The sequence below is a fragment of the Ruegeria sp. ANG-S4 genome (assembly GCF_000814005.1).
In the GTDB taxonomy this organism is placed as follows: Bacteria; Pseudomonadota; Alphaproteobacteria; order Rhodobacterales; family Rhodobacteraceae; genus Ruegeria.
In genome coordinates this window covers 183,280-204,017 of sequence record NZ_JWLK01000004.1, presented here as the reverse complement: position 1 = coordinate 204,017, position 20,738 = coordinate 183,280, and the positions used below count along the sequence as shown (strand labels likewise).

Here is a 20,738-nt window from a genome sequence, read left to right as displayed (position 1 = left end):
GTTGCCTCAGTTCGTCGTCTCCAGACCGACTGGTTTGCCGACCACGGTAAAGTGCAAGCCTTCGGGGTCCAGCAATTCCGACGCCACGCGGTTCACCTCCTCCAAGGTTACTGCATTTACCTTATCGTTTCGTGTCGCGATGTAGTCGATAGGCAAGCCCTGCATCTGCATCCCGACCATGATCCCGGCAATCCGACCATTGCCGTCAAACCTTAGCGGATAAGCACCCGTCAGATATGTCTTGGCATCGTCCAGTTCTTTTTGCGTAACACCGTCGGTCGCGGCGCGCGCCCATTCGGCGCGGATCACGTCCACCGTTTCGGCAATCCGGTCATTGGCCGAGGACACTGAACCCAAATAGACCGAGGCCAGATCCTTGGGGACAAGATACGTTGCCACGCCGTAGGTCAGGCCGCGTTCCTCGCGCACCTCTTGCATCAGGCGGCTCTCGAACCCGCCACCACCAAGAATGTGGTTCAAAAGAAATGCCGCAAAGAAGTCTTCGTCATCCCGGTCAATGCCCGCATGTCCGAACAGAGCCACCGATTGGGGCGTGTCAAACTCGACGACGCTCACACCACCGGGAATGTTCACGTCTGCGCGGTCCGGAATGGGCTTGCCAGATTCGGGCAGATCGGCCAGCAGTTTGTCCAGCAGCGCACCCAATTCCTCCGCAGTAATATCGCCCACGGCGCCGACATAAAGCCGGTCCTTTGCGAATACGGCGTCATAAGCGGCAACCACATCGTCCCGCGTCAGCGCGGAAACGCTTTCAAGCGTTCCCTTGCCTTCGCTGCCATAGGGGTGATCCCCATAGGCCATCTGCGCAAAACTGCGCCCTGCAATGTCGTTCGGGTCCGTCTGATCCGACCGCAACCCGGACAGAACCTGCGCTTTTACGCGTTCGACCGCATCCTGATCGAACCTTGGTTCGTGGATCGTCGTTCGCAGCAGGTCGACCACCTCGTCGCGGTTTTCCGTCAGGAACTGCGCGGAAATCGAAACGGTATCGTCGCCCGCATTGTACCGGAACGACGCCGCCAGAGATTCCAGAGCCCGCGCGTACGTGCGGGCATCCATATCGCCCGCGCCTTCCTCGATCAGGCCGCTCATCAGATACACGGCGCCGCGCTTGTCAGGGTCGTCCAGAGATGTGCCGCCGCGAAATCGCAACTCGAGCGCGGTAAACGGGATCGAGTGATCCTCGACCAGCCATGCTGTTATGCCGCCGGGCGAGGTGACTTCTTTCACTTCAATTTCAGCCCATGCGGGCCAAGCGATGACGATCGCAATCAGGGCAGCAAAAATGCGTTTCATTGCGTCACCTCATCGTCGCGCATCAGCCAGCCGGTGACCGATGCCTCTGGTTGCAGCACTTCGCGTGCGGCGGCGATGATTTCATCCCCGGTCACCGCCTGAAGGATGTCCGGCCAGGCCTGTACGTCCTCTACCGTAAGGCCACTGGTCAGCGCCCGGCCATACCGGTTTCCAATGCCATCGACATTGTCACGCGCATAGGTCTGGGCCGCGCGCAGCTGCATCTTGATCCGATCCAAGTCCTCGGCCTTCACGCCTTCGGCGATGAACTCTGCAACGACCTGATCCATTGCGTCCTCGGCTTCTTGCAGCGAAACGCCTTCTGCGGGCACCACAACCAGATCAAAGGTCGTGTCATCCAAGGAAACACCGCGGTAAAACGCTCCGGCGTAAACCACCTTTTCCTGCTCGAATTGCAGTTTTTCGTTCATGTAGGACGTTGTGCTACCGCCCAGAAGCTCGGCCAGAAGGTAAAGCGCCGCCGCTTTTTCCTGTGCCCCGGAATCACGTTCAGGTGCCAGATAGCTGCGCTGGACATAAGGTTGCGCCACACGCGGATCCTTGAACGTCAGTCGGCGTTCGGCAGTTTGCGGAGGTTCCTGCGAGCGCGCGCGCGAAAGGATCTCGGGGTTGGCCGGGATCACGCCGTAATACTGATCGGCAAGCGCCTTGACCTCGTCGGGCTCAACATCTCCGGTAACCACCAGAATGGCGTTATTTGGCGCATAGTGGTTTTGGTAAAAGGACAGCACGTCCTCCATGCCCAGCGTCTCCATTTCGTGACGCCAGCCGATGATCGGCACGCTGTAGCCATGGTTGAGGTACTGCGCCGCACTCATCTGTTCGCCGAACAGGGCCCGGGGGTTGTTCTCGGTGCGCTGGTTACGCTCCTCCAAAATCACATCACGCTCGGTCGCGATGTCTTCCTCGCTCAGGCTGAGGTTGCGCATCCGGTCCGCTTCCATCTGCATCATCAGTTCCAGACGGTCGGCGGCGACACGTTGGAAATAAGCAGTGTAGTCATAAGACGTGAACGCATTGTCGTTGCCACCATTGGCCGCAACGGTCGCGGAAAACTCGCCCGGCGCCAATGTGTCCGTTCCTTTGAACATCAGGTGTTCCAGAAAATGCGCTATTCCGGACGTGCCGGCGGGCTCGTCAGCCGAACCCACACGATACCAGACCATGTGCTGAACGACGGGGGCGCGGTGGTCTTCGATCACCACGACATCCATGCCGTTATCCAGTGTAAAGGTCGTGACGGCCTCGTGGCCTTCGCTGGCCATCAAGGGGGTGGCAAACAAGGCGGCCGACAGTGCAAGAGCCCGAACCATGGGGCGTCCTCCGTTTCGTTTCAAGTCTCAAACTACGGTGGTACGGCCCGTGTTCAAGGGCGATGACGGAAAGTTAAGAATTATTCACTCGGTGGGGACGAGGGGGTTTCCAGGCCGCGCTGCCGTGCCGCTTCGGTCGCGGAAAAGGGATCAATCGACTGCCGTTCATAAACCTGCGCGTATCGATCGACCGGGAACAGGCGCAAGCCGGTCCAGCGACCACGCCGCTTGCGGAAGGCCGTATCGTCCTCTTCAACAACCTGACGCGTATTCGCAGGAACGCCATACCGGCTGGACGCAGTCACAAGCGCTGCATCAGACGAAGGAACCGCCGTATTCGGGTTCAAAGCCGACTCGTTACCGCCAAGTGCAACTACGGCGTCCGCCTTTGGCGTCGGATCGGTCAGGTTCCCGCCGCCGGGCGTCGGTGCCGGCAAAAACGCATAGTCCTTGGGTTGCGTCAGTGGCTTGACCGGCAGAACCGAAAACTCATCCGGTCCCGGCCCCGGTGGTTGCAAATCCCGCAGGCCCGGGTTGGAACAGCCCGCAACCGCAGCGGCGAGCGTCAGGATCAGAATGGCGTGCGACGTGCGCATGGGGTTCTCCGGCCGGTTTCAGGCGCTTTTATCGCATATCCTGCGATAGGTCACGAGGGCTTTTTGCCATCAAACAGAACCAGTCCAATTGCCCCTGCAAATATGAACACATCGGCGAGGTTGAACACAAAGGGGTTGTTGATACCGCAGCAGGACATGTTCAGAAAATCCAGAACATAGCCATAAAGCACCCTGTCCACGACATTTCCCAGCGCACCGCCGATCAAAAGGCCAGCGCAAATCTGCATGAACCTTGTTGGTGTGCTGCGCCTAAGCCAGATCAGTACCGCAACACAGATTGCCAGCGAGATACCGATCAGCACCCAGCGCGCCGCCTCGCTGTTGCCCTGAAACAGGCCGAAATTGATGCCGCGATTCTCGCCGTATTTGAACACCAACAGCGGCGGCAGCACATCGATGTTGCCTTCGGCCACGCGCATTATATGGACGACCAGATACTTGCTGATCTGATCGATCAGGAACGCGGCCAGCGCCGCCCAGAGAAGCAGGCGGGACAGCATCAGTGACGGAAGTGGCGCATGCCGGTGAAGACCATCGCCAAACCGGCCTCATCGGCTGCCGCGATGACTTCGTCATCGCGCATAGACCCACCGGGCTGGATCACACAGGTCGCCCCGGCCTCTGCGGCTTCCATCAGCCCGTCGGGGAATGGGAAAAACGCATCCGACGCCACAGCCGAGCCGATAGTCAACGGTTGGGCCAAGCCCAGCGCGTCTGCCATGCGTTCAGCTTTCTTGGCCGCAATCAGGGCCGAGTCGACCCGGCTCATCTGTCCCGCGCCAACACCCACGGTTGCGCCGTCTTTGACATAGACGATGGCGTTGGATTTGACGTGTTTGGCCACTTTCCAGGCAAAGAGCAGGTCTCTCATCTGTTCGTCAGTCGGGGCCTTTTTAGTAACGACCTTCAGGTCATCCATGCCAACAAAGCCGTTGTCCTTGTCCTGCACCAGCAGGCCGCCAGCAACCTGACGCACGGTTTTGCCCCCGGCAGTTACATCCGGCAAAGCCTCCGTCGTCAGCAGGCGCAGGTTCTTCTTGGCGGCGAAGATGTCTTTGGCCTCATCCGACGCGCCCGGCGCGATCACAACCTCGGTGAAGATTCCCGTGATCTCTTGCGCAGTTTCCGCATCCAGCGGCTGGTTCAGCGCCACGATCCCGCCAAAGGCCGAAGTGCGGTCGCAATCGAACGCTGCTTTGTAAGCTTCCAGCAGGGTCGCGCCTTTGGCCACGCCGCAAGGGTTGGCGTGTTTGATGATGGCACAGGCTGCACCCTCGGCCGGATCAAACTCGGCGACCAGTTCAAAGGCCGCATCGGTGTCGTTTATGTTGTTGTAGCTCAGTTCCTTGCCCTGATGCTGCACGGCAGTCGCCACGCCGGGACGATCCGTGCCATCGGTGTAGAACGTCGCCTGTTGGTGGCTGTTCTCTCCATAGCGCAGTGTCTGTTTCAGCTCACCGGCAAAGGCACGGCGTTTAGGGGCCTCAAGCTGCAGCGCCTCGGCCATCCAGTTCGACACAGCCGTGTCATAGGCCGCCGTGCGGGCATATGCCTTTTGCGCCAACCACTGACGGAACCCATATGAGGTCTTTCCGTAGTTTTCCTCCAGCTGATCCAGAAGCGAGGAATAATCCTCGACATCCACGACCACGTTGACAAAGGCATGGTTCTTTGAGGCCGCCCGGATCATCGCCGGACCGCCGATATCTATGTTCTCGATACACTCATCATAGCCCGCGCCCTTGGCCACAGTCGCCTCAAACGGATAGAGGTTCACCACCAGCAGGTCGATCGCGCCGATACCGTGCTCCTCCATCGCGGCGACATGGGTGTCGTTGTCGCGCAAGGCAAGCAGCCCGCCATGCACCATCGGATGCAGGGTCTTGACCCGGCCATCCATCATCTCGGGGAACCCGGTGATTTCGCTGACGTCCTTCACCTGCAGCCCCGCCTCGCGTAGGGCCCTAGCCGTGCCGCCGGTCGAGAGCAGCTCGACCCCGCGTTCGGACAGCGCCTTGCCCAGCTCGATCAGCCCGGTCTTGTCGGAAACGGAAAGCAACGCGCGGCGCACGGGGTGAAGGTCGGTCATGGTTCCAAAGGTCCTTTTGGCGTCAGTCGAAATCGGGCTCGTCCCGGTGCAGGTCCCGCACGGCATAGGCTGTATCCTGTGCCTTGCTGAGCGTCCACCGGATGCGCGTCGCATACTCCATTGCGCGGCCAGATAGAACGATCTGTTTTGTCGCGCGGGGCTTCAGACGGCCCTTTTCAAGGTAAACGCTTGGTTCGACTGATAACTTTCCAATGTTGTCATGGCGAAATACCCAGATTTCGCCGCTTTTGAGCGCCATGGACACCGCCGACCCGCCCAGATCAAGCGCCGCGTCCACGTCCGGATGCAGGTGAAACCGGATGTCAAAGGCGATCCCTTTCAGGCCGGACGCATCCATTGCCTTGTCGAATTGCCGCTTGGCCTTGTCGGTCGAGGTCAACAGGATATCTTCGCCAATCAATTCTCGCCCATCGAAGCGCAATTCAAGTGTCCGTGCGTGGGTCAGGCCGAACACCTTGGCATAGCCATCCTGGCCGACCATGAACCGCTGCCCTTCAAAGGCATCCTCGGTGTCTGTGGGAACACTTGTGGGACCATCAATCAAGGCCTCGCGTGGGCTTCCGCGCGTCGGTTCGGACAACCGCGCGCTTGAATAGCCATCCACACTGAGCGTCGAATGCGATGGCGTGGCCCTTCCGGCGCGCCGCCAATCCGCGCCGAAACTGTCGCCAGATCCGCAATTCACGATCAGGGGGCGACGACCCGAAGTCAGTTCGAACGCCGCTGTCGAAGCATGCGCGTTAAAAGATGCCCCGCCCTTGGGTGGTGCGCTTGCATCAACGATGACAGTGGTTCTTGCGGCGGCCAGCCGCGCGAACCCCATCGACAAGCCCGCGGCGGGCTGCGGTTTCACCCCGCTTTGAGCCAATGCCTGGTCCAGGCGCCCGTCTATACCGCGACCGCCGCCATGAAACCGGGCCAGCGCACCATCGGCGTGGCGCAAATTGCGCAATGTCGGGGTCATACGTTTGATTGCGTCTGTTTGGGCGGCAGGCGTTCCGCGCCCAACCTCGCTGAGGGCCGCAGACGTCCAGGACAAAAGCGTAAAGACCTCAAGCAATTCCTCTGGATTGCGTGTGGGAATTCCGCCCTGCGTATCAACATGTTTTTCGCATTCGCGGGCCAGTGCTCGCAGCGCGGGATCGGCTATTTGCTCCGACCCTTCCAGCGCAAGGCCAGCCTGCACCAAACCGGCCAGAGCCTCGAACCGCGGCAGGCCGGGGGTCGCAGCAGACCAGCGCTTCGACAGGAACCAGGACTGTTGTGACAACGATCGAAAGAACAGTTTGCTTTGAGCCTCATCCGCGCCGCGCAATAAGAACATGGCGTGGTTGATCCAGCGCATGACCCGACGACCGGTCAGGTCCGGCGCCCATCCGGGACCCTGACCGGCGCCGTGAACCTTGATCCAGGCCCATACCCAGCGTTGCGCTTTTTCGCGGGCACGCATGTCCCCAACCGCTGCAAGATCGTCCAACCACGCAAAACCGTGACGCTCGTCATCGAACTCGGCGCTGGGGGCGGAAACGTCCCACAGATCGGTGTCATCCGCTTCGACCAGATAACCGGCAAACAACAGGTTTCCGGCCACCAACTGCCGACCGCGTGCAAACGAGCCGACCGTTCGTGGCTCGGGTTGCCCGACAAAACCGGACACCGCCCGCCGCCTTTGGCTGAGACGCGCGTACAGCCGGTTCTGGAACCGTGCCCATCGGTTTGCCATGGTGTCTGACTGTGACATGCCGCTCGTTACTCTGCCCCTGACGCTCTGCTGGCGCCTGACCCAACGATAGACAGGACCGAAGGTCAAGTCACCGAAAAGCGTGCGCTCAGGCGGATTTGTTCAGACACGCGATATAGAACCCGTCCATACCCCCGACTTCAGGCCAAAAATCCGGGCGCAGACGCAAACCGCCTTCGTCTGTGATCCAAGCTGGATCAACACCGGAAACCGTCAGCGCCGAACGGTCCGCCGTCATATCCGTGTGCTGCTTTAGTGCATCTTCGATCTGCACTTCGCCCTCATCCGGCAGCAACGAGCAGGTGCAATAGACCAGCCGTCCGCCGGGTTTCAGCAAGGCCCACGCGTGCGATAACATCTGTGCTTGCAAGTCAATCAGGTCGCCAAACTCTGAGCCGTCCTTGGCAAATGGCAAATCTGGATGGCGGCGGATTGTGCCTGTGGCCGAGCAGGGGGCATCCAACAAAATCGCATCGTACTGGCCCTGATGCTGCAGCGCGTCCTCGGCAATAACAGTGGCCGAAAGCCCGGTGCGCGCAAGGTTCTCGCGCACCCGTTCAAGCCGCCCTTCCGACACGTCCAGGGCCGTGACCCGAGCGCCGGCAGCCGCCAGTTGCATGGTTTTGCCACCGGGCGCGGCGCAAAGGTCCAGAACCGTTTCACCGGCCTTCGGCGCCAGAATGCGAACCGGCAGGGCGGCGGCGGCATCCTGCACCCACCAATCGCCAGCGTCAAAACCTGGCAAAGCAGAGACCTGCCCTGCATCCATCAATCTGATGGACCCGGTGGGCAGAACTTGGCCTTCGGGAAGTTGGCCGTTCGACTTTGCGGTCAAATCCAGCGGCGCACCTTTGAAATGGGCCTGCTCGATACCTGCGACAGCATCCTGACCCCACGCCATGATCAACGGGGCGCGCAACCACTCCGGCAAGCGCGGAACCCGCATTTTGGGCCACGCGGCTGGCCCCTCGTCCGCCACTTTTCGCAAAACCGCGTTGACCAGCCCCTTGAGCCGCCCGTGTTTTCGCGAGCGTCCGACGATATCCACCATCGAATTGACGACGCCATGCGCCGCCTCGCCCTGACACAATTCGACCGCACCCACGCGCAGTGCATTGTGAACGGTCAGTGCGGGTGTCCTATTCAGGTGATTGTTTAACAACCGGTCAGCGCGTTCGAGCCCGCGCAGGGTTTCCAGTGTCAGCCGCTGCGCCCTTGCGCGATCCTCACGGTCAAGACGGTCCAACGCGCCGGCAGACAGGCATTCGGACAGCAAGCGCCCCTCACCCAGGATCTGGTCCAGCAAATAGATCGCGCTGCGTCGCGCCGCTGTTGCGCTGTCGGACATGAGGTCGCCTTTCTTCTGACCGAGGCCCGCATTGCCAAATGCGGACGCGGGCGTATATCAAGCCAATGACCGGAAAGGAACCCGATGGCATGAGTGACAACCGCAAAGACCTGCCGCCTGCCGCCCAACGTGCTTTGGCCGAGGCTGAAGAACGCCGCCGCAAAGCTGACGCTGAAGCAGAAAAGCGGCCCAAAGAACTGGGTGGACGCGACGGACCCGACCCGGCCCGCTATGGCGATTGGGAGAAAAAGGGCATCGCGATCGACTTCTGAACGCTCAGCCCCGCATCGCCGTTAGAAAATCATCGATCAAAGCACGCTGTTTCTTTGACCGCACCCGATCCTCGGGCCAGGTCAACCAATAGCCTTCCCGCGTTTCCAATTCCGGCAAGTCAAGCCTGAACAATTGCCCCGACCGGGTGTTTCGCGCCGCAAGCGGCACCGATCCCAGTACCACGCCCATTCCCTGACGTGCCGCTGCGATGGCGTGACCCATCGAGTCGAAACTGACCCGTGCGGACGGCAACTCCTTGACCCCGGCGCTGCTCGCCCAGTTCCTCCATCCCGGACGTTCGCCCCTCTGTTCGATCAGCGGTGCCCCCCAGACGACACCCGGCGCTGCCATCGGTACAAGGACCTCTTCGGCGATCAAGGCTGATTTGCGCCCCGGCCAATCGCCCCGGCCAAACCGGATTTGCAACCAGGTTCTTTCTTCGTCCAGCGACGCGCGTCGGGCAACAGAATCCGTCATCAGGCGTAGTTCGGGTTGCATGTCCAACAAGTGCGGGAGGCAGGGCAAAACCAGCGCGTAGATATGCGATGACAGCCCGGCAACGCGCAGCTCTTTCGGCGATGTCCCGAACAGATCCTCGGTATTCCGCTCCAGCGCTTGCAAACTGTCCTGCACCAGGGGCAGATAGCTTTCGCCTTCAACCGTCAGCGATACACCGCGCGCCTCTCGGATGAAAAGCGTGCGGCCCAGCCACGCCTCAAGATTTCCGATGCGCTGGCTGACCGCTGCCTGCGTCAGTCCGAACTCTCGCGCGGCGGCGGAAAAGCCACCCAGGCGTCCGGCAGCTTCGAAAACGCGCAGCCAATCCAGCGGTGGCAATCCGATCTTTTTCTTAGCCATAAGATTTTCCGGGCCTCAGTCGGAATAAGGTTTAATTGTCGTAATGCCACGAACCGCGTATCCCCTCAAGCAACACCCGCGCCAAACAGGAGCAACCCCATGCTGCGCACCGTCACCTTTGATCCGTCCACGGTTTCTGTTGAATTCGCGGATGGCACCCGATCACGCTTTCACGCAATCTGGCTGCGCGACAATGCGTTGGATCCCGAAACGCGTGCGCCGGGGAATGGCCAACGCCTGATCACAATCGGCGACATTCCCGCGAAGACCACGCTGAGCGCGGCTGAGGTTGTTGGCGGCGCGCTGTCGGTCACCTTTCAGCCAGAAAACAAAACCGTCGCGTTCCCTGCCGACTGGCTGTTCGCGCACAGGTATGATCGCGATCAAAGCGTTGAGCCCGGTCGGGTCGCGCTTGGCCTCACCACGTGGCAAAATGGGTTTGATGCGCCCAGCGGTGACTGGGCGCAGGTTCATTCCAACCCCACCGCCAAGCGCGATTGGCTGGCAGCGGTCGCCGAATTTGGCTTTGCCAAGCTGACAGGTGGCCCGGTCGAGCCGGAGGCCTTGCTGAAGGTGGTCGATCTGTTCGGCTATGTGCACGAGACGAATTATGGCCCCTATTTCGAAGTCCGGACCGAGGTGAATCCCACAAACCTTGCGTATACCGGGCTTGGGTTACAGGCGCACACGGACAATCCCTATCGCGACCCGGTGCCGACACTGCAGGTACTCTATTGCCTCGAAAACAGTGCCGAGGGTGGGGACTCGATCGTTGTTGACGGGTTCCGCGCTGCCCAGCGCTTATGTCAGGAAAACCCGGACGGTTTTGCCCTGCTGGCTGGCCACCCGGCGCGGTTTGAATACAAAGGTGCCGATGGTGTTTGCCTGCGCGCGCGACGCCCGATGATCGAGCTTTCGCCGGACGGCGAATTAATCGGCATCCGCTTTAACAACCGCTCTTCCGCGCCGTTTGTCGATGTGCCATTCGACAAGATGGAAGGCTATTACGCCGCCTATCGGCAACTGGCCGAAATCATCGACGACCCCGCGATGGGCGTTTCATTCAAGCTTGAGCCCGGCGAAAGCTTTATCGTCGATAACACCCGTGTCCTGCATGCGCGGCTGGGCTATTCCGGCGCAGGCTCGCGCTGGTTGCAGGGATGTTATGCCGACAAGGACGGGCTGCTGTCCACGCTGGCCGCGTTAGAGATGGCTCAGCCGGAGGCCGCAGAATGACGCCCGATTTCACCACTCTGAACCGTGACAACGTCGTCGCCTTTATTGCGGATATCTTCGAACGGCGGGGCGATGAGGAATATCTGGGTGAACCAGTGACCATGGCCGAGCATATGCTGCAAGGCGCCACCATCGCCGAACAAAACGGCCAGCCCGAAGAAATCATCGTGGGAGCCCTGCTGCATGACATCGGGCATTTTACGTCCGAGTTCGGCACATATCACCCCGACGACACCGAAGACCGCCATCACGAGGATGCCGGGGCTGCGGTGCTGGAGCAGTTTTTCCCCTCCGTCATCACCGATTGCTGCCGCTATCACGTTGCGGCGAAACGGTACTTGTGTGCGACCAAGCCGGACTATTTCAACCGCCTGTCCGAAGCCTCGGTTCATACGCTGGAACTGCAAGGGGGTCCGATGAGTGCGGAGGAGGTCGCCGCGTTCGAAGCCAACCCAAACCTGAAACAAATCATTCAGGTGCGGTATCTGGACGAGGCAGGCAAGCATCCCGACATGGAAACACCCGGTTTTGCCCATTTCGCACCAATGGTTCAGCGCATGGTCGACAGGCATTTGGGAACCGCGTGATCGTGCCAATCCACATCAATCGGGTCTGTTCAGAACCGGGCGCACGCTCGGGGATCAGCCTCTCACAACGTTCTTTCAGATTTTCTTAACCTTCTGCCCAAACTTCTGCGATACTCTACTTGTGCGTGCAGATCGGAGGCGCTGATGGGATTGAATCGACGGAAAGTGGTCCAGTTGGGAACGGCGGCTGCAATGGGTACGATGGTGCCCCGGTTCGCCATTGGCGCAACACAGCAAAACGACGCGTTCGAGGCGCAGTTTGCTGAGACGCTGGCAGGTTTGAAGGCGGCCTTTGCGGGGCTTGGTTTTTCCGAGGCGCAGCCCTTGTCAATCGCCACCGGCAATTCCGACTATAATGGCGGTCTGCGCCATGACTTCGACCAGGATCAACTGCCAACAAACGCGTTCATCATTCAACCGCTGGCCCGCGTTGCGGATGTGGATGAAAAGGCCCGTCCCGACGTCCTGCCCTTGTTTCACGAGGTCGGATGCCATCCGGGCGAGACCGTCAGTGGGCGTGATACGACCGAATTGATGATTCAGGTTCTGACGCAGGATTTTGGTCTTGATCCCGCGCGCATTGCCTTTGTCAGCGTCCCGCAAGCCAATGACATGCGCGCTGTATTGGACGATCTGAACATGCCCTTTGCCGAAAAAGTCCTGCTGCGTGACGAGGCCGAGGCATTGGCCGCCCGCGATGCTTCAGGCTTTTTCTTCCCCGACCCGATGGGTGAAGACTATCTGGTCACGATGGGTGTTTACTACCGCATCGGCGATACCGATGAGCCTGCGCCGGCCAGCTATCCACCTTCGTCCAACTGGACCGAGATCGGGGAAATCATCATCGGCGGCAAAGTCGCGCCACTGGGCATTTCGATCGGGGCCGAGCGGCTGACATATGCCCAGACAGGCCAGTTCCCGACATGGGATCAGCGCTTAGCCGCATTGTTTGCATTGGCCGCGCAGGAGGGATCTGAACCGGACGGGCTGGCGACCTTCCGCTAGTGAGTTAGAGCCCCAGCACATCCACCATGTCATACTGACCCGGAGCCTTCCCCTGCCCCCACAGCGCCGCCTTCAGCGCACCGCGCGCAAAGATGGCGCGGTCTGTTGCCAGATGGCGCAGAACGATGCGTTCTCCGGGTGCGGCGAACAGAACGTCATGCTCACCCACGATGTCGCCACCGCGAATGGCGTGAAACCCGATCGCGCCGCGTTCGCGTGCGCCGGTGATGCCGTCCCGGCCACGGTCCGCCACATCCGACAGTTTGACGCCACGCCCCTCGGCAGCGGCCTCGCCCAGCATCAGCGCCGTGCCTGATGGCGCGTCGACCTTGTGATGGTGGTGGCCCTCGATCACCTCGATATCAAAATCTTCGTCCAGTGCGGCAGCGACCTTTTTGGTCAGTTGCACCAGCAGGTTGACGCCAAGGCTCATGTTCCCGGCCCGCACGATCACCGCATGACGCGCGGCTGGCTCAAGTGCGGCGATCTGTTCGTCGGTCATGCCTGTGGTGCCGATCACATGCACACATCGCGCCTGCGCGGCCAGCGCGGCAAATTCCAGCGTTGCCTCGGGCGCGGTGAAGTCGATTACGGCCTGCGCCTGCGCAAATGCCTCCAGCGGGTCATCGGTCACGATGACGCCCAGCGCCGGGCCACCCATAGCAACACCAACGTCCTGACCGATCCAGTCGTGGCCCGTACGCTCGACCACGCCGACCAGACGCGCCTGATCGCTGTCGGTCACCGTCTTGATCAGCATCTGCCCCATACGGCCCGAAGCCCCTGTGATGACGATCCCCGGAATATGGGTCATTGCTTTCTTCCCCTGTTGCAGTCGGCTCAAAGCCTCCTACCCCGTTCGCGCCCGCTTGGCAAAGCCCTGCTTTGGGCTTAGATCGGGGACATGGCAAAGAACAAATTCCACGATGGCCCCGGCCCGTCCCAACGGCAACTGCGCGTCGGCGAACTGATCCGCCGCACTCTGTCCGAGGTTCTGGCACGCGGCGACGTCCATGACCCCGATCTGAACCGCATGTCGATCACAGTGGGCGAGGTGCGCACCTCGCCCGATCTGAAGATCGCGACCGCCTATGTTCTGCCCTTGGGTGGTAAAGGACAGGAGGACGTGATCGAACTGTTGGCTCGTAACAAGGGTGAGCTGCGGCGCATGGTCGGCAAGAAGGTCGGGCTGAAGTTTTCGCCCGATCTGCGGTTCCGGCTGGATGACACGTTCGACCGTCTGGACGACACTCGCCGCATGTTCGAACAGGACGCGGTGCGCCGCGATCTGGACGAGTGATCCGCGCGTTTGTCACGGCGGGTGCGGTCCTCTGGGCCGCACAGGCGGGCGCGGTGACCTGCGAAAAGGTCACGCACGACGATAAGCGTTACACCGTTTGCGAAGTCGATGCCGCGACCGAAGACATGCGCTTGTTTTTGAACGGCGATGACGGTGCCCTGTTGGGCCATTTCTCATCGGTAAACGAGGCGTTGGCCACCAACGGCGAGCGGCTGGTTTTTGCAATGAACGCGGGCATGTATCACGACGACCGCTCTCCGGTCGGGCACTATGTCGAGGAGGGTCAGGAGCAGATGCGAGTGATCTCAAACCCCGGCCCCGGCAATTTCGGGCTGTTGCCGAACGGTGTGTTCTGCATCCGCGAGGGTCGCGCCGATGTGTTCGAGACGCTGGATTTCGTCGATCAGGCCCCCGCATGTCGCTTTGCAACCCAATCCGGCCCGATGCTGGTCATCGACGGTGCGCTTCACCCGCGCTTTCTGGAGGATTCAACCTCGCGCTATATCCGGAACGGGGTCGGAACGAGCGCGGACGGCACGCGCGTGGTGTTTGCCATTTCCGAGGACGCGGTCACCTTTCATGAGTTCGGCAGGTTGTTCCGCGATATGCTGGGCACGCCGAATGCGTTGTTCCTCGATGGCAATATCTCTCGGATGTATGAACGGGCGAGCAACCGCTCGGATATCGGCTTTTCGCTTGGGCCGATCGTGGGTGTGGTTGAAGATACCCCATCAAATTGACAGCGCTCTGACGATCCGCTAGGTCGCGCGCCTCAGCAGGAATTTAGGTGCAAGATGGGACGCAAACGCAAGGGTCGCGACATTTCCGGTTGGCTGGTGGTCGACAAGCCCGCGGGCATGACTTCGACCGCGGTGGTCAACAAGGTGCGTTGGGCGATGGATGCCAAGAAAGCGGGCCACGCGGGCACTTTGGACCCCGAGGCGACCGGCGTTCTGGCGGTGGCCTTGGGTGAGGCGACCAAGACCGTTCCCTACATCACCGATGCGCTTAAGGCTTACACCTTCACTGTGCGTCTGGGTCAGGCCACCAACACCGACGATGCCGAAGGCGAGGTCATCGCATCAAGCGCCATGCGTCCTTCGGATGAAGATATCAAACAGGCGCTCGGTCCGTTTCTGGGCGAGATCATGCAGGTGCCGCCCAAATTCTCTGCGGTGAAGATCGACGGTCAGCGTGCCTATAAGCTCGCCCGCGACGGAGAAGAGGTCGCGTTGACCGCCCGCCCGCTTTGGGTCGAAGAACTGGTGCTGATCGACCGCCCCGACGCGGATCATGCGGTATTGGAGATGACTTGCGGCAAGGGCGGCTATGTCCGCTCTATCGCGCGTGATCTGGGTGAGGCACTGGGCTGTCACGGGCACGTCAGAGAGCTGCGGCGCATTTGGTCCGGCCCGTTTGACGCCGAGGATGGGCTGAGCATCGAGCAGATCGACGAGATGGCCAAATCCACCGCATTGGACGACTATCTACAGCCGCTGGAAACCGGCCTATCGGATTTGCCGGAATTGAAATGCACCCCGGAGGGGGCCACGCGCCTGCGCAATGGCAACCCCGGGATGGTCTTTGCCTCTGACGTCGAATATGGAGACGAAGCCTGGGCCTCGCTGGACGGCAAGGCGGTGGCCGTTGGGGTGTATAAATCAGGCGAATTGCATCCCAGCCGGGTGTTCGTCACCTGACGGCTGTGTTAGGCGAGGCACATGATCACCCGTTCCCACACAAAGGGCGATGCGCCCTCGACCGCCGTTTATTCCGATTGCGAGAAATACCGATACAGCTTGACGCGCGTGTGGGACTCGGAGGGGCGCAAAGCGTTGTTCGTGATGCTGAACCCCTCGACCGCGACCGAAGTCCAGAATGACCCGACCGTTGAACGCTGCGAGCGCCGTGCGCGGGCGCTGGGGTTCGGGGCGTTTCAGGTGACCAATATCTTCGCGTGGCGCGACACCGACCCGCGCAAGATGCGCGCAGCTGCCGATCCGGTGGGGCCGGAGAATGATGCGGCAATACTGGACGGTGCCGCATGGGCCGATCAGGTCATCGCCGCCTGGGGAACCCACGGCGCGCATCTGGAGCGTGGCCCAGCGGTCGAGACACTGCTGCGTGGTACTGGCCAGCCCTTGTTCCATCTGGGTCTGACCAAGGAAGGGCATCCGAAACACCCGCTTTACATCGCCTACACCCAACAGCCGGAACCGTGGTGATCACTGGTTTACCCTTGGAAACATGCGGCTTGTAACCGAGATGCATCTGGCGTACTGACTGCCATGGGCTGATCCGGTAAATTCCCTTTGCCATTACGCTCAAAAGCGCCTATACGCGCCCATCCGCATCGGAATCGGTGCGGTTTTCTCCATGGGCCTGTGCTGGACGACATCCCGGCCTGCGCCATTCACGCTAACCTTTAAAGGAGACCCCGATGTCGATTACTGCCGCTGAAAAAGCACGCGTTATGAAAGAATTCGCAACCAAAGAAGGCGACACAGGTTCGCCCGAAGTACAGGTTGCCATCCTGACCTCGCGCATCACCACCCTGACCGAGCACTTCAAGACCCACAAGAAAGACAACCACGGTCGTCGCGGTCTGCTGAAGATGGTTGCCCAGCGCCGCAAGCTGCTGGACTATCTGAAGGGCAAGGAAGAGGCGCGTTACCAGGACCTGATCAAGAAACTGGGCATCCGCCGCTAAGCGCGTTTTGTCCGTGTTGTACACACCCTGAGAACGGGTTTGTGCATCTTGTACATCTTTTTCGCCCGCCGATCTGGCGGGCGTTTTCTTTTTAGGCGTCGAAAAATCATCGCAAACGCGACGGCAAAGCGAACGTGTGCCCGACCGAAGCCGGGCGCTTCCAGATCACCTTCGCATGGCTCAATCCGCCTCGACACGGACCACATCAACCGGGATGGGCGCGGTCATATTCCATGCGAGCGGTTTTGACGTCATCCATCTGTTCGTGGGACCAGTAGACAAGCGGTTTGAGCAGTTCCAGCAGCGCGCGACCCTGCGGCGTGAGCGCATATGAAACCGCCACCGGTGGGCCGGGATCGACCGTGCGGGTCAGATACCCGTCGCGCTGAAGACCCCGTAGATTCTCGGTCAGCACCCGCTGCGTCACGTCACCGATGCATCGCTTGATCTCACCAAAACGCTTCGGTTCATCCTCGAGCGCCAGAATGATGATCATGCGCCATTTGCCAGTGACGTTGGACAGAACGGACCGGATCGAACAGTTGGACGCTTCGGACTTGGTGTGAACACCGATCGGGAGCATGGGAGCCTCTGGTATGATATTGATACTTACTGCAAGCATAGTACCACAGCGCCAAGAAACAAAGCCCTGTTTTATATGGTAGTATCCTTAAAGTAACTACATGACTTATTAGTGCGTAATTGCAATGTGGTGCGTTTTTAATACTTACTATCATCACAACACGAATCATCAGGAATTGATCCATGACCCCCAAAGAGCTTGTCCTTGCCCTGTTCTCGGCTGCCTTCATCGAACACGACCCCGACGCCGCGCGTCAGCTGGTGACTGCGGATTATATTCAGCACGACCCTCAGGTTCCCACCGGTGCCGAGGGGTTGATGGGCCTGATCCCGTTGGTCCAACAATCGGGCATGACCGCCACAACCCATCGCGTCATTACCGAAGGTGACATGGTTGTGCTGCACAACACCTATGACAATGCCGACGCGTTCGGTGCCCCCTCGCTTGCTGCGTTTGACATTTTCCGGGTGGAGGACGGCAAGATTGCCGAACACTGGGACAATTTGCAGCCCATCCCCGAAACCACGGCCTCGGGCCGCGGCATGACGGATGGGCCGACCGAGATCACCGATCTAGACAAAACGCAGGCGAACAAGGCGCTTGTGCTGGGCTTCGTGCGTGATGTTCTGGGCGGGGCCGCGCCTGAGAATGTCACGAACTATATGGACCCCGAGGTTTATATGCAGCACAACCCGTCGATCGAAGACGGTCTGTCCGGCCTGATGGTCGCGATCGAATCCTTTGCGGCGCAAGGCATGGTGATCACGAAGTTCGAGCCGCAATTCGCCGTGGCCGAGGGCAATTTCGTCTTCGTCGCAACGGATGCGATCATGGGCGGGGAGCCTTGGGCATTCTTTGACCTGTGGCGGGTCGAAGATGGCAAGATCGTCGAACACTGGGATGTCGTTTCGCCCATCCCTGCCGAAATGGCGCATGACAACGGCAAGTTCTGACACCGAAACGAAAAAACGCCCGCCGGTCTGGCGGGCGTTTCAATTCTTTTCAGCCAGACGTTACATCTTGGACTGTTCCGATTTCAGTGCCAGCCACAGGCAGTAGCACATGATCAGAACCACCAGCGTGAAGGGGATACCGGTTGAAACGGCGGCCCCTTGCAGCGCTGAAAGGCCACCTCCCAGCAGCAGCGCGATGGCGACCAGACCTTCCAGGGTGCACCAGAACACGCGCTGGATCACAGGTGCGTCCATCTTGCCGCCTGCGGTGATCGTATCAATCACAAGCGAGCCTGAGTCAGACGAGGTGACAAAGAACACCACGATCAGAACCAAGGCGATCGGAGCGATCAGACCGTAGAGCGGAAGCTCTTGCAGGAAACCGAACAGGGCACCTTCGGGGGCATAGCTGTCGATCACCGTTGCCCGTACACCTTCGGCTCCGCCTGCGTTCAGCATGTCGATGGCGGCACCGCCAAAGGTCGACATCCAGAGCGCGCAGACCGCTGTGGGCGCAAGAAGCGCGCAGATCACGAACTCTCGCACCGTGCGGCCCTTCGAGATGCGGGCGATAAACATGCCGACAAACGGCGACCATGCAATCCACCACGCCCAGTAGAACGTCGTCCAACCGTGGAAGTAACTGGTGTCCTCTCGTCCGAACGGATTCGATAGAGCGGGCAGCATCGTCACGTAGTCCACCATCACGTTGAAGTATCGCGCGATGGCCGTGCCGACGCCCGTGACAACGATGACAAAGATGAACAGGCCAACGGCCATGATCATGTTGATCTCACTCAGACGTTTGACACCGGCGTCCATGCCCATCAGCACCGAGCCCATCGCGATGAGCGTAATGCCGATGATCAACAGAACGGTCACAGTCGGGCTTGGTTCGATACCGAAAACGGCATTAAGCCCGGAGGCAACCTGTTGCGCACCCAGTCCCAACGAGGTCGTAAGACCAAAGAGCGTGGCGAACACCGCCAACGTGTCGATGATATGACCCCACCAGCCCCAGACGCGTTCGCCTAGGATCGGATAGAACGCCGACCGCAACGTCAGCGGCAGATCAAGGTTGTAGGCAAAAATCGCAAGACTAAGACCAACAGCGGCGTAAACCGCCCAGCCCTCGAGGCCCCAATGGTGGATTGTACCAACAACACCGATGTATTCATTGCCTGGAACCGCGATATCTATGCCAAGCGGGCGCGCATTCCCGTCTTCTGCAAAGTTGTAATAGACAGGCTCCATCACGCCAAAGAAAAGCAGACCGATACCGATACCGGCTGCGAACATCATCGCAATCCAACCGGCATAGGAATAGTCTGGTTTCGCGTCCTTGCCGCCGATCCGCACCTTGCCGACCGGCAGAATGATCAATGCGAGACAGAACAGGGTTATCGCATCGACCGACAGAACAAGGAACCAATCAAAGGTGCTTGTCAGCCAGGGTCGCAGCCAGCCGAAGAACGATGCAGCGGCGTCCTGATTTGCCAAAGCGATCAGAACGAACGCGAAGATCAGGATGCTTGAGATAAGGAAAACAGGATTGTGAATATCCAGACCAAACGGTCTGACATTATCCTGCCCAAGTTCGTATTCCGTTTCAAAATCGTAGATCCGTGGATCCGGATCTAGCATTTTCTTTGTTTCCGCCATTCGTCTGCCCTTCTGTTCGCTAAGTGCAAAACGCCAAGGTATTCGGTCAGCGGACGGATTGAGATTTTAACCCCCTTGGCGCGTTTCCGTCATCTCGACCGTGGGTTTCGTGCTAACAGGCTACACGAACATCAAAATTTCACAAAATGCATTCATTTTTATAAATGTTAGCGTACAGCAGCCTGACGATTTCAGGGCGGATTTTCGATGTTTCCTGCGGTTCAACTTTGCCTGATCGAAACTGAAAATCCGATCCTTGTTACCATCCAAAACCGCCTCAGTTGCCCTGCCCCGCGCCGCCGGTTTTGCGATGTGCCGCTGCGCGCAATTGATCTGCCATGCTCTGTTCTTCGGCATCCCAGTCAAGCGGTTCTGCCGTGTCCGCATCCAGAACAAAGGTCGCTTGCATCGGGACCAATCCGTCCACCACGTTTATTCGGTGATCTGAAGGCGAGATTCGCAACGTGCCGGTCAACCGCACCGGTTCGTGGTTTTTGTCAGGGGACCAATCACCCGGCAATTGCACCCGGATCATCTGGTTCGGAGGCGGTGGCGGCAGGTGGCTACACATACCGGGTTTCGGTACCAGATAAGCAATGGACCGGCCGTCTGTATCTGGCGGGGCCGGGATCGCATAACCCGAAACCATGACTTCTGTTCCGTCGATTTGTGGGTTTCCCGCTGTCATGGCCCGCGTGCGCCGCTGAATCACGGCCTCGCGCTGAGACAGAAGCCATTCGATATCAATGTCGTCTGTCGCCAGCGCGGCCTCGGTCTCTGACAAAAGCTGTTGCCATTTTTGGCGCTCTTCCTCACTGCCGATGTCCTGTTCCAGTCGGGCGCGAAGTCGCAGGGAAAACACGAGGTCATCGTATTGTTCAGGCGTGAGGTCGCGGAAAGGGTCGTCAAAGCGCTGCGCCGCCGGATCGGGCATTTCTGCCCATTCCAGCATCGCCGCGCCAGCGGTAGCAGCGGAAGCGGCCAAGCCCAGTGCGGCCACCGCCAATGAGTGCCACAATATCCTCATCCAAGCCTCTGACTTTGATCACCACGCAAGTGTCGGAGATTTATCAACGCGGCACAACACCCGGCCAACTGCAGGAT

The 20,738-nt window shown here is 59.7% G+C and carries 22 protein-coding genes; 10 read left to right on the top strand and 12 right to left on the bottom strand.

The genetic code is table 11. The features are described from left to right. Positions 1 to 6: 6 nt before the first annotated feature. From RA28_RS11780 to RA28_RS11750, 7 genes are all read right to left on the bottom strand, one after another. Positions 7 to 1,317 (bottom strand): M16 family metallopeptidase, encoded by a 1,311-nt coding sequence (locus RA28_RS11780; RefSeq protein ID WP_039528708.1) that lies wholly within the window; start codon positions 1,315 to 1,317, stop codon positions 7 to 9. Next, on the bottom strand, positions 1,314 to 2,651 hold the full coding sequence (locus RA28_RS11775; RefSeq protein WP_039528705.1) for a M16 family metallopeptidase: 1,338 nt from the start codon (positions 2,649 to 2,651) through the stop codon (positions 1,314 to 1,316). The genes RA28_RS11780 and RA28_RS11775 overlap by 4 nt, the downstream gene beginning before the upstream one ends. An 80-nt stretch (positions 2,652 to 2,731) precedes the next feature. Continuing rightward, entirely contained in the window at positions 2,732 to 3,247 is a 516-nt protein-coding gene (locus RA28_RS11770; protein WP_039528701.1) for a DUF3035 domain-containing protein, read from the bottom strand. A gap of 50 nt (positions 3,248 to 3,297) precedes the next feature. Beyond that, the gene (gene lspA, locus RA28_RS11765; RefSeq protein ID WP_039528698.1) at positions 3,298 to 3,768 is read right to left on the bottom strand and encodes a signal peptidase II; all 471 of its coding nucleotides are present in this window, start codon (positions 3,766 to 3,768) and stop codon (positions 3,298 to 3,300) included. Next, positions 3,768 to 5,357 carry a bifunctional phosphoribosylaminoimidazolecarboxamide formyltransferase/IMP cyclohydrolase gene (gene purH, locus RA28_RS11760; protein WP_039528697.1) on the bottom strand — a complete coding sequence of 530 codons (1,590 nt, stop codon included), beginning with the start codon at positions 5,355 to 5,357 and terminating at the stop codon, positions 3,768 to 3,770. Before purH ends, lspA begins: the two co-directional genes overlap by 1 nt. A 22-nt stretch (positions 5,358 to 5,379) precedes the next feature. Next, complete coding sequence (locus tag RA28_RS11755; protein WP_039528694.1) at positions 5,380 to 7,119, bottom strand: heparinase II/III family protein; 1,740 nt, start codon at positions 7,117 to 7,119, stop codon at positions 5,380 to 5,382. Positions 7,120 to 7,207: 88 nt separating this feature from the next. Then, positions 7,208 to 8,467 (bottom strand): RsmB/NOP family class I SAM-dependent RNA methyltransferase, encoded by a 1,260-nt coding sequence (locus RA28_RS11750; protein WP_039528691.1) that lies wholly within the window; start codon positions 8,465 to 8,467, stop codon positions 7,208 to 7,210. 89 nt (positions 8,468 to 8,556) lie between these two features. Here RA28_RS11750 and RA28_RS11745 point away from each other — a divergent pair, with 89 nt between their 5' ends. Further along, complete coding sequence (locus RA28_RS11745) at positions 8,557 to 8,739, top strand: DUF1674 domain-containing protein (protein WP_039529405.1); 183 nt, start codon at positions 8,557 to 8,559, stop codon at positions 8,737 to 8,739. A gap of 4 nt (positions 8,740 to 8,743) precedes the next feature. Here RA28_RS11745 and RA28_RS11740 read toward each other — a convergent pair whose 3' ends face one another. After that, positions 8,744 to 9,598, bottom strand: a complete 855-nt coding sequence (locus tag RA28_RS11740) for a LysR family transcriptional regulator (RefSeq protein WP_039528688.1) — start codon at positions 9,596 to 9,598, stop codon at positions 8,744 to 8,746. Between the two features lie 99 nt (positions 9,599 to 9,697). On the opposite strand from RA28_RS11740, the gene tmpA reads away from it, so the two are divergent. The 3 genes from tmpA (at position 9,698) to RA28_RS11725 (ending at position 12,426) form a co-directional block, all read left to right on the top strand. Continuing rightward, on the top strand, positions 9,698 to 10,834 hold the full coding sequence (gene tmpA / locus RA28_RS11735; RefSeq protein ID WP_039528685.1) for a 2-trimethylaminoethylphosphonate dioxygenase: 1,137 nt from the start codon (positions 9,698 to 9,700) through the stop codon (positions 10,832 to 10,834). Then, positions 10,831 to 11,421: a (R)-1-hydroxy-2-trimethylaminoethylphosphonate oxygenase gene (tmpB, locus tag RA28_RS11730; RefSeq protein ID WP_039528683.1), complete on the top strand. Its 591-nt coding sequence runs from the start codon at positions 10,831 to 10,833 to the stop codon at positions 11,419 to 11,421. The genes tmpA and tmpB overlap by 4 nt, the downstream gene beginning before the upstream one ends. 144 nt (positions 11,422 to 11,565) lie before the next feature. After that, the gene (locus RA28_RS11725; RefSeq protein WP_039528680.1) at positions 11,566 to 12,426 is read left to right on the top strand and encodes a hypothetical protein; all 861 of its coding nucleotides are present in this window, start codon (positions 11,566 to 11,568) and stop codon (positions 12,424 to 12,426) included. A 4-nt stretch (positions 12,427 to 12,430) separates the two neighbouring features. Here the strand turns inward: RA28_RS11725 and dapB are convergent, their stop codons facing one another. Next, complete coding sequence (gene dapB, locus RA28_RS11720; RefSeq protein ID WP_039528677.1) at positions 12,431 to 13,240, bottom strand: 4-hydroxy-tetrahydrodipicolinate reductase; 810 nt, start codon at positions 13,238 to 13,240, stop codon at positions 12,431 to 12,433. Positions 13,241 to 13,330: 90 nt separating this feature from the next. Between dapB and rbfA the strand changes: the two genes are divergently transcribed. The 5 genes from rbfA to rpsO all read left to right on the top strand — a co-directional run bounded on the left by rbfA (position 13,331) and on the right by rpsO (position 16,436). After that, the gene (rbfA, locus tag RA28_RS11715; protein WP_010438628.1) at positions 13,331 to 13,726 is read left to right on the top strand and encodes a 30S ribosome-binding factor RbfA; all 396 of its coding nucleotides are present in this window, start codon (positions 13,331 to 13,333) and stop codon (positions 13,724 to 13,726) included. Next, positions 13,723 to 14,466, top strand: coding sequence for a phosphodiester glycosidase family protein (locus tag RA28_RS11710; RefSeq protein ID WP_039528671.1), 744 nt, complete (start codon positions 13,723 to 13,725; stop codon positions 14,464 to 14,466). Before rbfA ends, RA28_RS11710 begins: the two co-directional genes overlap by 4 nt. A gap of 54 nt (positions 14,467 to 14,520) precedes the next feature. Beyond that, a complete protein-coding gene (gene truB, locus RA28_RS11705) occupies positions 14,521 to 15,426 on the top strand; it encodes a tRNA pseudouridine(55) synthase TruB (protein ID WP_039528669.1) in 906 nt (301 codons plus the stop codon). Positions 15,427 to 15,447: 21 nt separating this feature from the next. Then, positions 15,448 to 15,951 (top strand): DUF1643 domain-containing protein, encoded by a 504-nt coding sequence (locus RA28_RS11700; RefSeq protein WP_039528666.1) that lies wholly within the window; start codon positions 15,448 to 15,450, stop codon positions 15,949 to 15,951. A 215-nt stretch (positions 15,952 to 16,166) separates the two neighbouring features. Continuing rightward, entirely contained in the window at positions 16,167 to 16,436 is a 270-nt protein-coding gene (rpsO, locus tag RA28_RS11695; protein ID WP_039528663.1) for a 30S ribosomal protein S15, read from the top strand. 205 nt (positions 16,437 to 16,641) lie between these two features. On the opposite strand, the gene RA28_RS11690 is transcribed toward rpsO, so the two are convergent. Next, positions 16,642 to 17,019, bottom strand: coding sequence for a winged helix-turn-helix transcriptional regulator (locus RA28_RS11690; RefSeq protein WP_039528660.1), 378 nt, complete (start codon positions 17,017 to 17,019; stop codon positions 16,642 to 16,644). Positions 17,020 to 17,201: 182 nt separating this feature from the next. Here RA28_RS11690 and RA28_RS11685 point away from each other — a divergent pair, with 182 nt between their 5' ends. Then, positions 17,202 to 17,972 carry a nuclear transport factor 2 family protein gene (locus tag RA28_RS11685; RefSeq protein WP_039528658.1) on the top strand — a complete coding sequence of 257 codons (771 nt, stop codon included), beginning with the start codon at positions 17,202 to 17,204 and terminating at the stop codon, positions 17,970 to 17,972. Positions 17,973 to 18,032: 60 nt separating this feature from the next. On the opposite strand, the gene RA28_RS11680 is transcribed toward RA28_RS11685, so the two are convergent. Further along, entirely contained in the window at positions 18,033 to 19,634 is a 1,602-nt protein-coding gene (locus RA28_RS11680; protein WP_039528655.1) for a BCCT family transporter, read from the bottom strand. A gap of 277 nt (positions 19,635 to 19,911) precedes the next feature. Continuing rightward, complete coding sequence (locus RA28_RS11675) at positions 19,912 to 20,661, bottom strand: DUF3299 domain-containing protein (RefSeq protein WP_241481122.1); 750 nt, start codon at positions 20,659 to 20,661, stop codon at positions 19,912 to 19,914. Positions 20,662 to 20,738: the final 77 nt, after the last annotated feature.